Consider the following 13,570-nt stretch of genomic DNA (forward strand, 5'->3'; position numbering starts at 1 on the left):
ACTGACCGGGGGTGCAGCATTGGAGCGCGAAGGGGCGGCGTCCTGAGCGCTTGCTTGGGCGGCGATGACTAGCAGTAGAGGGGCTAGCCACCTGCGCATGCTGCAAATGCTGCGCCTGATTTCGTACACGCGCAACTAACGTTGTTAAGGACGAACGTCCCTCCCAAGCGCTTCCACCCCGGCGGAGGCCGGGGCCCAACTGGGGGCGGTTGTTAATGGAGGACAGCGCTTCGTTACGGCCACCTTTCCAATTGGGCCCCGGCCTTCGCCGGGGTGGTGCTTTTAACGGGGCCGCCCTTGCCCCTCAATCCGGCCGCATCGCATCCGCGATCATCGCTTCCGCCTCGATCAGCAGCGCGTCGTCCGAGCTGTTCGTCGAGATCTTCTCGCGCCCGATCAGTGTCAGCACCGGCACTGCGAGCGGCGTGACCCGCTCCAGATCGACATGCACCATCGTCGCCGCGGCGCGATCGAGCAACGACGCCAACCGCCCCACATCGGTCATCCGCGCGCGCGCATCCGCCCACGCCGCCTCCAGCAGCAGATGCGTCGGCTCGTACTTGCGCAGCACGTCGTAGATAAGGTCGGTCGAGAACGTCACCTGCTTGCCGGTCTTGCGCTTGCCCGGATGCTGGCGCTCGACCAGCCCGCCGATCACCGCGACCTCCCGAAACGCACGCTTGAGCAGATGCGATTGCTGCACCCATTCGACGAACTCGTGCTCGAGGATATCCGCCGAGAACAGCGCGGCGGGATCGGTGATCTTCTCCAGCCCATACACCGCCAGCGCATAATCATTCGCGACGAAGCCAAGCGGTTTCAGCCCCTGCGTCTCCATCCGCCGCGTGATCAGCATCCCAAGCGACTGGTGCGCGTTCCAGCCCTCGAAGCTGTACGCGACCATGTAGTGCCGCCCCTCGCGCGGGAACGTCTCGACCAGCAGTTGGCCGGGCTCCGGCATGACCGATCGATACGCCTGCATCTCCAGCCATTCGCGCACGTCGTCCGGGAAGCGCGCCCAGTCGCTCGGATGCGCGAGGAACCCGCGGACGCGGTCGGCGAGGTTGGTCGACAGCGGCATCCGGCTGCCGCCATAGGTCGGGATCCGCGCGGGCTTCGACGTCGCACGCACGACCAGATCCTCGAGGTCGATCTTCATCACCTCCAGGCTGAGCCCGGCGAAGAAGAACGTATCGCCGTGGCTCAACTGCGCCGCGAACGCCTCCTCGACGCGGCCGAGCACACGACCGTTGCCGAACCGCACGTTGAGCATCGTCGCCTCGACGATGATTCCTGCGTTCAGCCGATGCTGACCAATGAATTTGGGATGGCTGACGCGCCACGTCCCGTCCGCGTCCTTGGTCAGCCGCTTGAACCGGTCATAGGCTTTCAGCGAATAGCCGCCGTCGCTGATGAAGTGCAGAACGCGCTCGAACGTCTCGGTCGGCAGTGCGGAATAGGGGAGCGCAGAGCGGATTTCGTCGAGCAGATCGGCTTCACGAAACGGTGCCGCGCACGCACACGCCATCACGTGCTGCGCCAGCACGTCGAGCGCACCGACGCGGAAAATGTCCGCATCGAGTTCGCCCGCCTCGACCGCGTCCAGCGCCGCGCGCGCCTCCAGATATTCGAATCGGTTGCCCGGCACGACGATTGCCTGCGACGATTCGTCGAGCCGGTGGTTGGCGCGCCCGATCCGCTGCAACAGTCGCGACGATCCCTTCGGCGCGCCCATCTGGATCACGCAATCGACGTTGCCCCAGTCGACGCCCAGATCGAGGCTCGACGTCGCGACCAGCGCGCGCAGTTTCCCCTCGGCCATCGCGTTCTCGACTTTTCGGCGCGCCTCCTTCGCCAGGCTGCCGTGGTGGACGCCGATCGGCAGGTTGGCCGAATTCACCTTCCACAGGTCCTGAAAGATCAGTTCCGCCAGGCTGCGCGTGTTGCAGAACACGATCGAGGTCTCGTGCGCCTCGATCTCCGCCATCACCTGCGCGGCGGCATAGCGGCCCGAATGCCCCGACCATGGCACGCGGCCTTCGGGCAGCAGGATCGCGATGTTGGGATCCGCGCCGGCCTCGCCCCGGACCATCGCGACCTGGTCGATATCGCCGTCGGGCGCGAGCCACGCGCGATAGCCGTCCGCATCCGCGACCGTCGCCGACAGGGCGACGCGGCGCATCCCCGGCGAAATCTTCCGGAGCCGCGCCATGCAGAGCGAGAGCAAGTCGCCGCGCTTTCCGGTCGCGAACGCGTGCACCTCGTCGACGACGATCGTGCGGAGGTTCTCGAACATAGTGATGCTGTCCGGATAGCTCAGCAGCAGCGACAGAGACTCCGGGGTGGTAAGCAGGATCTGCGGCGGCTTGATCCGTTGTCGTGCCTTCCGGTCCGACGGCGTATCGCCGGTACGAGTCTCGACGCGGATGTCGACGCCCATCTCGTCGATCGGCGTCAGCAGGTTGCGCTGCACGTCGACCGCGAGTGCCTTCAACGGCGATACGTAGAGCGTGTGGAGACCCGTCGTCGGCGCCTCGATCAGCTCGGCAAGCGTCGGCAGGAACCCGGCCAGCGTCTTCCCCGCGCCGGTCGCCGCGACCAGCAGGGCATGATGCCCGGCACGGCCTTCCGCCAGCATCTCCAGCTGATGCCGCCGCGGCCGCCAACCCCGTGTGGCAAACCAGTTTTCCAAGGGGGAGGGGAGGTCGCTCACGGCCTGTTCACGCATTAGCGTCATATGGGGGCGTCGCGCCGCACCGCTATGGACCGCGCGCGTAACGACCGGCATTTCGGCCAAAGCTCTGTTGTGAAAGACGATCGGTGTCGCTTTTTCGTTATCTCCTGCCCTTGCCGTTGCTCGCACTCCTGCCGTTCGCCAATGCCACCGCCGCCGACAAGTCGTTCGTCGGGGGCGGCGGCATCGTCCGATTGTCCTACGCCTCCAGCCTGACGCCGACGCGCAATTTCGCCGGCCGCGCGCTGATGAACCGCGGCTGGCGCCAGATGTGGGATGGCGCGCCGGTCGGCCGCGGCGTCGGCATCGTCCGCTTCTGGGAAGTCGCCAAGCCGACCGACGGCCAGGGGCAGGTGACCGAGCTGATCCAGGTCGGTTTCAGCCGCAGCGCCGACGTGGTCGCGACCTGCGGCACCGCGGGCATGGTCTCGGGCAGCGCCAGGCGCCTGCCGAACCGGATGCTCGGCGGCCATCGCTGGACGGTCTACACCAACGGCGATGCCGGCATGAGCCAGCAGGTGACCGCGACCAACTTCCGCAGCGTCATCAACGGCGCCTGCTACGCGATCGATCGCGTGACCTACGCGGTGAAGGCGGCCGCCCCGGCCAGCCGCAACGCGCCGACACAAGCGGTTGCGGCGGCGCGGATGGACGCGATCCTGGCCACGATCAAGGTCGGCGGACGGCGCTGATCCGCTGGCCCCCCGTTCTAAAACCGTCGATCCTCTGTGGGGACGCCCGTACCGGCTCAGCGATCGAGCCGACTGCCGATCTTCGCGCGATCGCTGCTCCAGTGAATGTACATCGCCCGGCCGATGATCGAAGTCGTCGGCACCATCCCGACGCCCAATTGCTCGGGGGATACGCGACTGTCGGCGGAGCGGTGGCGATTGTCGCCCAGGACGAAGACATGGCCTGGCGGGACGGTGACCCCGCGCATGTCGTCGAACGGTGACGCGTCGATGTCGAATAGGCAATGGCTGGAGCGCTCGCCCGGCAGGCGTTCCGTCAGCATCGTTATGGGGTGCGCGCCGTCGAGATCGTCGACCATCACCTTGCGCTCGACGTGCTGCGCAATCGCGACGCCGTTCACGATCGGACGGCCTGCGCGCATCGCGATCCTGTCCCCTGCGATTGCGGCGATCCGATAGACCCGGGCGCTGTCGGCCGCCTGGAAGACGATGATGTCGCCTCGCGTCGGCGGCCCACGCCAGCGCATGTCGACGACGAACTTGTCGCCGTTACCGATCGTCGGCGCCATGCTATCGGACGGTGCGTAGAACGGCTTGTAGAAGTGGTGCATCAGCAGAGGCACGCGTTCCCAAATGCCCAGCACGACGACCGCGATCAGCGTCAGCGCATACCAGCGCGACCACCAATGCGTTGGCTCGCGAAGCCTGCTTTCCCGCCAGGTGAGCACCGTCGGCACGATGTACATCGCACCCAGCAACGCGATGACCAGCACCAACGCCGCTACCGCGACGCCGTAACCGGTGATGGGGAGGTAACCGAAGCCCAACGTCACGAGTGCGGCGAGGGCGAACGGCGCCACGAAGGCCAGCAAAGCGCCGCGTCGATCGCCGAGGCGGATCAATCCGAGTCCGGGCAGGATCAGGTTGAGTGCGGAGAGGCCTAGCCGCGCTGGCACACCTCGTCGATCGACCGGGTCCTTAATCGAATCGCTCAATCGATATCCCCCCGGTGTATGCGGCCATCTTACCGGACACTGGGCGAGAGACAATGCTGGCACCCAGGGCCTGGTTCACGCGTAGTACCGTGATGGCAAAACTCGGCGACTGGCTCGAACCGCATCCGCACGGCATCCTCGTCAAGCCGATCGACGCGTGGATCGATCCGTCGATCCCGACCGCCAAGGCGCTCGTCACGCACGGCCACGCCGATCACGCGCGCGGTGGCCACGAGGCGGTCTGGGCGACGCCCGAAACGCTTGCAATCATGGACGCGCGCTACGGCCCGCAGGACGGCAACCCGGTCGCTTACGGCGAGACGATCCGCATGGGAGAGGTCGACATCGGCTTCGTCCCCGCCGGTCACGTCCTCGGCTCCGCGCAGATCGTGCTCGACTATCGCGGCGAGCGGATCGTCGTATCGGGCGACTATAAACGCCGCGCGGACCCGACCTGCACGCCGTTCGAACCCGTCAAATGCGACGTCTTCATCACCGAGGCGACGTTCGGCCTGCCGGTGTTCCGCCACCCCGACACCGGCGACGAGATCGACAAGCTGATCGCCGCGCTCCACGCCAACCCCGATCGCTGCGTCGTCGTCGGCGCCTATGCGCTGGGCAAGGCGCAGCGCGTTATCGCCGAGCTGCGCGAGCGCGGTCACGAAGCGCCGATCTACATTCACGGCGCGCTGCAACGCCTGTGCGACCTGTATGCCGAGCACGGCGTCAGGCTCGGCGAACTCCTCCCCGTCGCCGACGCGAAGAAGGCGGACATGGCCGGGCATGTCGTGATGTGCCCGCCCGGTGCACTCAACGATCGCTGGTCGCGGCGGCTACCCGATCCGATCACCGCGATGGCTAGCGGCTGGATGCGGGTACGGGGCCGCGCACGCCAGAAGAACGTCGAACTCCCGCTGATCCTCAGCGACCATGCCGACTGGGACGAACTCATCGCCACGCTGACCGAGATTGCGCCCCGCGAGGTCTGGGTCACGCACGGCCGGGAGGACGCGCTGGTCCACTGGTGCATGACCCGCCAGATCAAGGCGCGCGCGCTCGCGCTGGTGGGGTTCGAGGACGAGGACGACTGAGCCCTGGTATCTCACACCGGGCGTAGTTCTCCGGAGAATGGCGGCGGCATTGCCTTGCGCCACGGCAGCGCACGCCCCTCCACCAGCGATCGCCACGCCCACTCCACCGGGGCGATGTCGAACTGCCGGACATAGGCGTTGGCGAGCAGCAACAGCGCGATGTTGATCGCCAGCGCGGTTGCCATGAGACTGGCCCAGCCGAGCGTGCCGTACAGCGCGAAGCCGAACGGCGGGAACAGGATCCACAGGCAGACGATGGTCTGGAGGATGTAGATCGACAGCGCGGTCCGCCCCGCCGCGATGAACGGCTGCAGCATCCGGGCGCCGGATACCGTCCCGATCAGCAGGCACACCGCGCCGATATGGCCAAGCGTCATTGCCTCGCGCGCGACCTCGACGGTCGCCCATATCGTTCTCGGCGCCTCGTCGAACCGCGTCTGTTCGACCGCACCGATGATCCGCAACGGAATGGCCACGGCATAGGCGATCAGCATCATGCGCAGGTAGAAGCCACGCGACCGGGCACCCTGCAGGATGCCGAGCTTGTAGAGCGCAGCCCCGATCAGCATCACGCTGGCCGATTCGAGGACGAACAGAAGCTCGAACCCGTGCGATTCGAAGAAGATCGTGACGCTCCACTGCATCGCCGCCCAGGTCGCGAAACTGCCGGTCCGCGCCTTATCCTCCGCGGCGATCTTGGCATGCGTCTCGGCCTTGCTCTTGGCGCGCTTCACATCGCCTTTCGCAACCGTTGCCAGCAGCTTGCGGTCGTCCGCGGTGATGGCGCGACCCGTCGCCTGCGCGGCCTGGATCGCTGCGACCCGGCTCTGCTCGTGCAGCGTCTGGTAATAGCCGAAATACCCCGCGCCGCCGAGTTGCGCGACGGCCGCGACCAGCCCGATCGTGATCAGCCAACGGGGCCGCATCCGTCGGAACAGGAATGCGACCATCGCCGCCAGACCGTAAGTGTGGAGGATGTCGCCAGGCCATAGCAGGATGAAGACGTGCACGACGCCGAACCCGAACAACAGCAGGTTGCGAAGGTAATAGCGCTTCATCACGACGCGGCTGCCGACCGCCAGCGCGGCGCGGTCGGTGAGAATCACCATCCCTGCACCGAACAGCAGTTCGAGCATGCAGCGTGCCGTGCCGTTTGCGATGACCTCGCGCAGCCACCACGCGATCCGGTCGGCTGCGCTCCAGCCCAAGTGCCGGACGTCGCCGAACGAGGCCCAGAGCGAGCCGCCCATGTCGTTGATATTCATGAACAGGATACCGAGGATCGCGATCCCGCGCAGGATGTCCAGTACGGGAAGCCGCGGCGCCCCATCGGGCTCGGTTGCCGGCAACAACGCCGGTCCCGCCGCTGTAAAGCCTGAGTCGCGTAGAGTTTGGTCGTTCATCGCTCTGGGCCCCCCCGAGATGACACGCTCGACGCTAGGCCTATCGCGATGAAACGCAAGCTTAGCCGGCACCCTCTAATGTTCGGGCCCGGCGGCGTTGTACGGAGCTTCCGATGCCCAGCGCCTCGCGATACTTTGCAACGGTCCGGCGCGCGATGTCGAAGCCTTTGGCGTTCAGCAGATCGACCAGGGTGTCGTCCGACAGGATCTTCGCGCCCTCGGTGTCGATCAGCGCCCGGATCGCGGACTTGACCGCCTGCGCCGAGACCGCCTCGCCGCCGTCCGCCGACTGGATCGCGCTCGTGAAGAAGTATTTCAGCTCGTACAGCCCGCGCGCGCACGAGACGTATTTGTTGCTCGTCACGCGGCTGACCGTCGATTCGTGCATCTCGATCGCGTCCGCGACCTGGCGCAGCGTCAGGGGCCGCAAGTGCGCGACGCCCTTCAGGAAGAACGCCTCCTGCTGCTTCACGATCTCGGTCGCGACCTTAATGATCGTCCGCTGGCGCTGGTCGAGCGCCTTCACCAGCCAGTTCGCGCTCGCGAGGCAATCCGACAGCCACGCCTTCGACGCCTTGTCCTGCTGCCCGCCCGACAGTTCGGTATAGTAACTGCGGTTGACCAGGACGCGCGGCAGGGTCGATGCGTTGACCTCGATCGCCCAGCCTGCCTTGGTACGCGCGACGAACAGGTCCGGCGTCACCGATTGCGCAGGCTCGCCGCCATAGCGGCAGCCCGGCTTCGGGTCATAGCCGCGCAGTTCGCGGATCATGTCCGCCATGTCCTCGTCGTCGACGTCGCACATGCGTTTCAGACGAGTCAGTTCGCCGCGCGCGAGCAGGTCGAGATTGTCGATCAACCGCGCCATGCACGGATCGTAACGATCCGCTTCCTTCGCCTGCAATGCGAGGCATTCCGATAGATCGCGCGCGCCGACCCCAGTCGGATCGAACGTCTGGATCGTCGCCAGCACCCTCTCGACGCGGACCAGCGGAACGCCGAGCCGATTGGCGATGTCGAGCAGCGACACGGTGAGATAGCCCGCCTCGTCGATCTGGTCGATCAGGTGCGCGGCGATGAACGCGTCGTCGCGGGCGATCGCGGGACCGGCCTGTGCGAGCAGGTGATCCGCGAGGCTGAGACTGGTATCCGCGAACGCGTCGAGATCGGGGCCGTCTTCGCCGCCGGCTCCCCCCGTGCTCGCGCCGGTCATCGACAGCGCGCCGTCCATCCCGCTGCCGCCGTCGGCGACGCTGTCCTGCTGGTGGCTTTCGGTGGCGTAGTCGACGTCGAGCGTCGGTTCGTCGCCTGCGCCGGTGCCCGCGACCAGTTCGTCGGCGGCGACGCGTTCGTCGCGGACTTCGGCGGCGGGCTCGCGGTCGGGGGCGTCGCTATCCTCGGCGGCGCTGGCTTCGAGCAGCGGGTTGCGCTCGACTTCCTCGGCGATGAACCCCTCGATCTCCAGGTTCGACAGCGCAAGCAGCTTGATCGCCTGCTGGAGCTGCGGGGTCATCACCAGCGATTGCGACTGACGGATGTCCAGGCGAGGGGCGAGGCTCATGACGCGAAGGAGCGTTCCAATCCTCCCCCGCAAGGGGGAGGTGGCAGGCACAGCCTGACGGAGGGGGAGGTAAGAGCCAACCGGTGTTTCATGTCCTCCCCCTCCGACGCCTTTGGCGCCACCTCCCCCTGGCGGGGGAGGATCGTAAACAGTGAATGTCGAACCGGCTTAAAGCGAGAAGCCTTCGCCGAGATACAGGCGGCGCACGTTCGCATCCGCGACCAGTTCCTCGGGGGAGCCCGAGAACAGCACGCGGCCGTCATAGATGATGTACGCGCGATCGACGATCTCCAGCGTCTCGCGGACATTGTGGTCGGTGATCAGCACGCCGATGTCGCGGCGCTTCAGGTCCTTCACCAGGTCGCGGATGTCGGCGATCGAGATCGGATCGATGCCCGCGAACGGCTCGTCGAGCAGCATGATCGACGGATCCGCCGCCAGCGCACGGGCGATTTCCGCACGCCGCCGCTCGCCGCCCGACAGCGCCATCGCCGGCGCCGCGCGGAGCCGGGTCAAACCGAACTCCTCGAGCAGCGTATCGAGCTTCCGCTGCCGCGCGGCCTTGTCCGGCTCGGACAGCTCCAGCACCGTCAGGATGTTCTTCTCGATCGTCAGTCCGCGGAAGATCGAGGTCTCCTGTGGCAGGTAGCCGAGCCCGAGGATCGCGCGCCGGTACATCGGCAGCTTCGTGATGTCCTCGCCATCGAGCATGATGCGGCCCGAGTCCGGCTTCACCAGGCCCATCACCGAATAAAAGCACGTCGTCTTGCCCGCGCCGTTGGGGCCGAGCAGTCCGACCACTTCACCACGCCCGACCGAGACCGACACGTCGGTCAGCACGACGCGCTTGTCGTAGGACTTGGCGATCGAGACGACCTGGAGCCCGTTGCTGACGGGTGGCTCCGAGATCGGTTCTACGGCCTCGATCGGGGGCAGCGTGGTGGCGTCCATGGGGTCAGGCCCTCGCAAAAGTCGATCGCCGGATGCTCGGCGGGGGATTGGCAGGAAAGATGCATGACCACGCCGTCGGAGGGAAGCCCCCACGACATGTCGAGCAGGTTCAGTTGCGCTTGGGGACCGAGAAGGTCCCGGTCACGCGACCGCCGGTCTGCGTGACGGTGCCACCGCCCGCCGCCGAACCGGCCGCGCTGCCCCCTGCGACCGACGACCCGTCGATCACCGAACGCCCGGTGTCGAGGTTCATCGTCAGGCGTCCGCCGTTCACGGTGTTCCCCGCCTGCGTCAGCGTGACGGCGCCGAGCATCGTGATGACGCGACGGTTGAGATCGTAGATCGCGTACTGGCTCCGCGCGGTCTGGTCGGGCCGCTTGACGACCACCCCGCCCGATGCGTCGAGGCGCGAGACCTGCGGGTTCCCGCCGATCACCTGGCCGGTATACGCCACCGTCATCCGCGCTGAGTTCAGCGTCATCTCGGCCTGCTTGACCGCGACGTTGCCCGACAGGATGGCGCGGTTCGCCTTGTCCTGAAGCTCGATATGATCCGCGCCGAAATCGATCGGGGCGTTGGAATTGTGCGCCTGCTGCGCGACCGCGGTCGTGGAGAGCAGAACGGCGGACAGGCCGGCGAAGATGTGAGTGGCGCGCATGGCGGCTATTTCGGCCCTCTGGGGATGATCCGCAAGCGCGCATTGCCATCGAGCGTCACGGTCCGCTCTTCCAGGTTCGCACGCAGCTTGTTCGCGCTGAACGTCCCCTGCTGGACGGTGCCGGTCGCAGCCCCGCCGCTTTCGAGCGTGCGCGCCTTCATGTCGATCGTCGCGTTGGTGGTCTTCAGGTCGTAGCCGCCCGCCGCAGTGGCGTTCAGCGGACCGAACAGCTGCACCTTCTCGGTATCCATGTCGTAGCGGCCGGTGTTCGCCTTGATGTTGGCGGGGCCGTCGGTCAGCTGGATCTGCGCGGCGAGCTGGTTGAGCTGGACGATCGGCTCGGCCGAGCTCTTCTGGATCGCGGATTTCGCGTCGAGCGTGAAAGCCTGTCCCTTGCTGTCCTCGCCCCGATAGCGCGCTGCCTGGATCTTCATCCGCTCCTGCGCGACATCGACCTTGTTCTTGTCGAGCAGGAACGACACGTCGCCGCCCGCCGTCAGCGGCGCCATCACGAGGAACGCCGCGAGCACCCCGATCGCCGTCGGCAGCGCGAGTCGCGCAATCGCGACCAGCCGGTCATGACTGCCACCGGGCGCGGCCCAGTCCTGCCGCGCGCTACGCACGCGACGGGCGACCGGCGAGGGTGGCGGAACGTCGATCATGCGTGCGCGAAAATGTCGATTTCGGGCCAGCCGGCGATATCGAGCGCCGCGCGAGTCGGCAGGAAGTCGAAGCACGACTGCGCGAGCTCCATCCGTCCTTCGCGAATCAGGCGCTTGTCGAGCTCGGTGCGCAACCGGTGAAGGAAGCGCACGTCGGACGCCGCATAATCCTTCTGCGCGTCGGACAGCTCGGGGCTGCCCCAGTCGGACGACTGCTGCTGCTTCGAGATATCCTGACCGAGCAGTTCGCGCACGATCTCCTTGAGACCGTGACGATCGGTGTAGGTCCGCACCAGCCGCGAAGCGATCTTGGTGCAATATACCGGCGCGGCGACGACGCCGAGATAATATTGGACCGCGGCGATATCGAACCGGCCGAAATGATAGAGCTTCACCCGCGCCGGATCGGCCAGCAGGGCCTTCAGATTGGGCGCGTCGTAGCCGGCACCCGCGGCGAATCGGACGAGATGCTCGTCGGGGCCGCCATCGGAAAGCTGGACGAGGCACAACCGGTCGCGCGGCGTGATCAGCCCCATCGTCTCGGTATCGACGGCGATCGCGGCGCCGGCCGCGAACAGGTCGGCGGGGATGTCGCCTTCGTGGAGATGAACTGTCATGTCCCGGCCGTAGCCGCCCGCGGCGGAACGCTCAATGGTTCTATACGAGGCTGCGGCACGGAATCGGGCGATAAGATGGCTCGCGTGCGGTCGGTGCGACGAGTCGTGGCTCACAAGCGACACTTGCGTCAGTATCGGTCCATATCGCGCGCTCTCGGATCAGAATCTATTCGCGACGGCTTGTATTTTGCGCTAAGGGTCCCCTCAAGGCGCAAAAGGTTTCGCGCTGGAAAACCTGCGTTCGTCGTCCGGCACAAGGGTTTTGAGAAATTTGCGGGCGAACCGGGAAGACGAACAGAGCTTATGGGTTTCGATAAAGGTGGCCGCGGGAACCGTGGCGGGCGTGGCCGCGACAAGCGCGACAGCTTCGGCGGCGGCGACAACGAGTTCGGCGGCGGCAGCAGCTTTGGTGGCGGCGGCGATCGGTTCGGCGGCGGCGGTAGCAGCTACGGCGGCGGCGGTGGCTCGAGCTACGGTGGCGGCGGTGGCAGCAGCTACGGCGGCGGCAGCAGCTTCGGCGGCGGCAACAGCGGCGGCGGCGGTGGTTACCGCGGCGGCGGCGGCGGTGGCGGCGGCTTCTCGGGCGGTGGCGGCGGCGGCGGTGGTCGCGGCATGCCTCCTCAGGTTGTCGGCGAAGGCACCGGCGTCGTAAAGTTCTTCAACGCGCAGAAGGGCTTTGGCTTCGTCGTTCGCGATGACGGCGGCGAGGACGTCTTCGTCCACATCAGCGCCGTCGAGCAGGCCGGCATGGTTGCTCTCGCCGAGGGTCAGCCGCTCGGCTTCACGCTCGTCGATCGCGGTGGTCGTATCTCGGCAACCGAGCTGAAGATCGACGGCGAGCCGATGGCCGTCACCGATCGCGGCCCGCCGCGTGACCGTGATGCCGGCCCGGGCGCGCCCCGTGGTGGTGATCGCGACCGTGACGGTGGTGCAGGTGGCGCACAGCGTCAGCTCACCGGCGAGAAGGCGACCGGTACGGTCAAGTTCTTCAACGCGATGAAGGGCTTCGGCTTCATCCAGCGCGACGACGGACAGCCTGACGCATTCGTCCACATCTCGGCCGTCGAGCGCGCCGGCATGTCGACGCTGAACGAGGGCGACAAGCTCGAGTTCGAGCTCGAGGTCGATCGTCGCGGCAAGTACGCAGCGGTGAACCTGAGCGCAGGCGGCTGATAGCTGCCTGACTCAGAACGCTGATCGTACCGTGTTCGGTAGGATAATGATTGCGGCCGGTTTCGCTTTGGCGGGACCGGCCGTTCTCGTTTCATCGTCCTCGCTGTCGTCCGTGGCGCAGGCCGGGCAGGGTGCTGTCGCGGCTCCGCGCGAGCCGACTCGCGTGCCGGTGTTCTCGGCGACGATCGTCGCGCGCTACCCGCACGACCGGACTGCGTTCACCGAAGGGCTGCTCTGGCACGACGGTGCGCTGTACGAGAGCACGGGGCAGGAGCGGCAATCCGACGTCCGCCGCGTCTCGCTCAAGGACGGCAAGATTCTCGCCAGGGCGCGGATCGACCCGGCGCAGTTCGGCGAAGGCCTTGCGCTGTGGAAGGACCAGCTCGTCAGCCTCACCTGGCATGACGGCATCGCGCACCGCTGGGATGTTCGCACGCTGAAGCCCAAGGGGCAGAACCGCTACACCGGCGAAGGCTGGGGGCTGACCAGCGACGGCGTCTCGCTGCTCCAGTCCGACGGCAGTTCCGACATCATCGTCCGCGATCCGCTGACGCTGGCCGAGCGCAGGCGGGTGGCGGTGACGATCGACGGGCGCCCCCTACGCGACATCAACGAACTCGAATATGTCCACGGCGCGCTACTTGCCAACGTCTGGCACACCGGCTTTCTGGTCCGCATCGACCCCGCGACTGGCAAGGTTGCCGCGGTGATCGACCTCCGCCCGCTGGTTGCCGAAATCGCTGCGACCGACCGCGAGGCGGTGCTCAACGGGATCGCCTGGGACGCGAAGGCCGACCGGCTGTTCGTGACGGGCAAATACTGGCCGACGCTCTTCGAGATAAAGATCGCCGCCGCGCCGCAATAGTCTGCGTTGAGTGACGGTCCCCAACAACGCTCTGCTACGTGTTTCCCGCGGCGTAGAGCCGGACCGTCACCCCGGCGAAAGCTGGGGTATCCCCGTTTGGCGGGCGCGTGCCCTACACGATGAGATTCCGGCTTTCGCTGCGATGACGGTTGGGCAAGGGCAAAGTCT

12 protein-coding genes are annotated in these 13,570 nt (G+C 66.7%); 4 read left to right on the plus strand and 8 right to left on the minus strand.

Features of this window, described 5'->3' with window-relative positions:
• Positions 1-304: 304 nt before the first annotated feature.
• Positions 305-2,728: a ligase-associated DNA damage response DEXH box helicase gene (locus BM244_RS08780; protein WP_093399054.1), complete on the minus strand. Its 2,424-nt coding sequence runs from the start codon at positions 2,726-2,728 to the stop codon at positions 305-307.
• 92 nt (positions 2,729-2,820) lie between these two features.
• Between BM244_RS08780 and BM244_RS08785 the strand changes: the two genes are divergently transcribed.
• A complete protein-coding gene (locus BM244_RS08785) occupies positions 2,821-3,426 on the plus strand; it encodes a hypothetical protein (RefSeq protein WP_093398561.1) in 606 nt (201 codons plus the stop codon).
• A gap of 56 nt (positions 3,427-3,482) precedes the next feature.
• Here BM244_RS08785 and lepB read toward each other — a convergent pair whose 3' ends face one another.
• A complete protein-coding gene (gene lepB, locus BM244_RS08790) occupies positions 3,483-4,421 on the minus strand; it encodes a signal peptidase I (RefSeq protein ID WP_093398562.1) in 939 nt (312 codons plus the stop codon).
• A gap of 92 nt (positions 4,422-4,513) precedes the next feature.
• On the opposite strand from lepB, the gene BM244_RS08795 reads away from it, so the two are divergent.
• On the plus strand, positions 4,514-5,512 hold the full coding sequence (locus tag BM244_RS08795; protein ID WP_093398563.1) for a ligase-associated DNA damage response exonuclease: 999 nt from the start codon (positions 4,514-4,516) through the stop codon (positions 5,510-5,512).
• 11 nt (positions 5,513-5,523) lie between these two features.
• Here BM244_RS08795 and BM244_RS08800 read toward each other — a convergent pair whose 3' ends face one another.
• The 6 genes from BM244_RS08800 to BM244_RS08825 form a co-directional block, all read right to left on the minus strand.
• Complete coding sequence (locus BM244_RS08800; protein WP_093398564.1) at positions 5,524-6,915, minus strand: DUF418 domain-containing protein; 1,392 nt, start codon at positions 6,913-6,915, stop codon at positions 5,524-5,526.
• Positions 6,916-6,976: 61 nt separating this feature from the next.
• The gene (gene rpoN, locus BM244_RS08805; protein WP_093398565.1) at positions 6,977-8,476 is read right to left on the minus strand and encodes an RNA polymerase factor sigma-54; all 1,500 of its coding nucleotides are present in this window, start codon (positions 8,474-8,476) and stop codon (positions 6,977-6,979) included.
• A 168-nt stretch (positions 8,477-8,644) separates the two neighbouring features.
• On the minus strand, positions 8,645-9,427 hold the full coding sequence (lptB, locus tag BM244_RS08810) for an LPS export ABC transporter ATP-binding protein (RefSeq protein WP_056474335.1): 783 nt from the start codon (positions 9,425-9,427) through the stop codon (positions 8,645-8,647).
• Positions 9,428-9,536: 109 nt separating this feature from the next.
• Positions 9,537-10,085, minus strand: a complete 549-nt coding sequence (locus tag BM244_RS08815) for an LptA/OstA family protein (RefSeq protein WP_093398566.1) — start codon at positions 10,083-10,085, stop codon at positions 9,537-9,539.
• A gap of 5 nt (positions 10,086-10,090) precedes the next feature.
• Positions 10,091-10,747 (minus strand): LPS export ABC transporter periplasmic protein LptC, encoded by a 657-nt coding sequence (gene lptC, locus BM244_RS08820; RefSeq protein WP_093398567.1) that lies wholly within the window; start codon positions 10,745-10,747, stop codon positions 10,091-10,093.
• On the minus strand, positions 10,744-11,364 hold the full coding sequence (locus tag BM244_RS08825) for a ribonuclease D (RefSeq protein WP_093398568.1): 621 nt from the start codon (positions 11,362-11,364) through the stop codon (positions 10,744-10,746). Before BM244_RS08825 ends, lptC begins: the two co-directional genes overlap by 4 nt.
• Before the next feature lie 303 nt (positions 11,365-11,667).
• Between BM244_RS08825 and BM244_RS23775 the strand changes: the two genes are divergently transcribed.
• Complete coding sequence (locus tag BM244_RS23775; RefSeq protein WP_093398569.1) at positions 11,668-12,537, plus strand: cold-shock protein; 870 nt, start codon at positions 11,668-11,670, stop codon at positions 12,535-12,537.
• A gap of 46 nt (positions 12,538-12,583) precedes the next feature.
• A complete protein-coding gene (locus BM244_RS08835) occupies positions 12,584-13,402 on the plus strand; it encodes a glutaminyl-peptide cyclotransferase (protein WP_093398570.1) in 819 nt (272 codons plus the stop codon).
• Positions 13,403-13,570 lie beyond the last annotated feature (168 nt).

Origin of the sequence: Sphingomonas sp. OK281 (assembly GCF_900115295.1) — a bacterium.
Lineage (GTDB): Bacteria > Pseudomonadota > Alphaproteobacteria > Sphingomonadales > Sphingomonadaceae > Sphingomonas.

Excerpts from the sequence above, each read along its gene's own strand:
- BM244_RS08835 (WP_093398570.1), top strand. The coding sequence starts at position 12,584 with ATGATTGCGGCCGGTTTCGCTTTGGCGGGACCGGCCGTTCTCGTTTCA.
- BM244_RS08815 (WP_093398566.1), bottom strand. The coding sequence starts at position 10,085 with ATGCGCGCCACTCACATCTTCGCCGGCCTGTCCGCCGTTCTGCTCTCC.
- BM244_RS08780 (WP_093399054.1), bottom strand. The coding sequence starts at position 2,728 with ATGCGTGAACAGGCCGTGAGCGACCTCCCCTCCCCCTTGGAAAACTGG.
- lptC (WP_093398567.1), bottom strand. The coding sequence starts at position 10,747 with ATGATCGACGTTCCGCCACCCTCGCCGGTCGCCCGTCGCGTGCGTAGC.
- lptB (WP_056474335.1), bottom strand. The coding sequence starts at position 9,427 with ATGGACGCCACCACGCTGCCCCCGATCGAGGCCGTAGAACCGATCTCG.
- BM244_RS23775 (WP_093398569.1), top strand. The coding sequence starts at position 11,668 with ATGGGTTTCGATAAAGGTGGCCGCGGGAACCGTGGCGGGCGTGGCCGC.
- BM244_RS08800 (WP_093398564.1), bottom strand. The coding sequence starts at position 6,915 with ATGAACGACCAAACTCTACGCGACTCAGGCTTTACAGCGGCGGGACCG.
- rpoN (WP_093398565.1), bottom strand. The coding sequence starts at position 8,476 with ATGAGCCTCGCCCCTCGCCTGGACATCCGTCAGTCGCAATCGCTGGTG.
- BM244_RS08795 (WP_093398563.1), top strand. The coding sequence starts at position 4,514 with ATGGCAAAACTCGGCGACTGGCTCGAACCGCATCCGCACGGCATCCTC.
- BM244_RS08825 (WP_093398568.1), bottom strand. The coding sequence starts at position 11,364 with ATGACAGTTCATCTCCACGAAGGCGACATCCCCGCCGACCTGTTCGCG.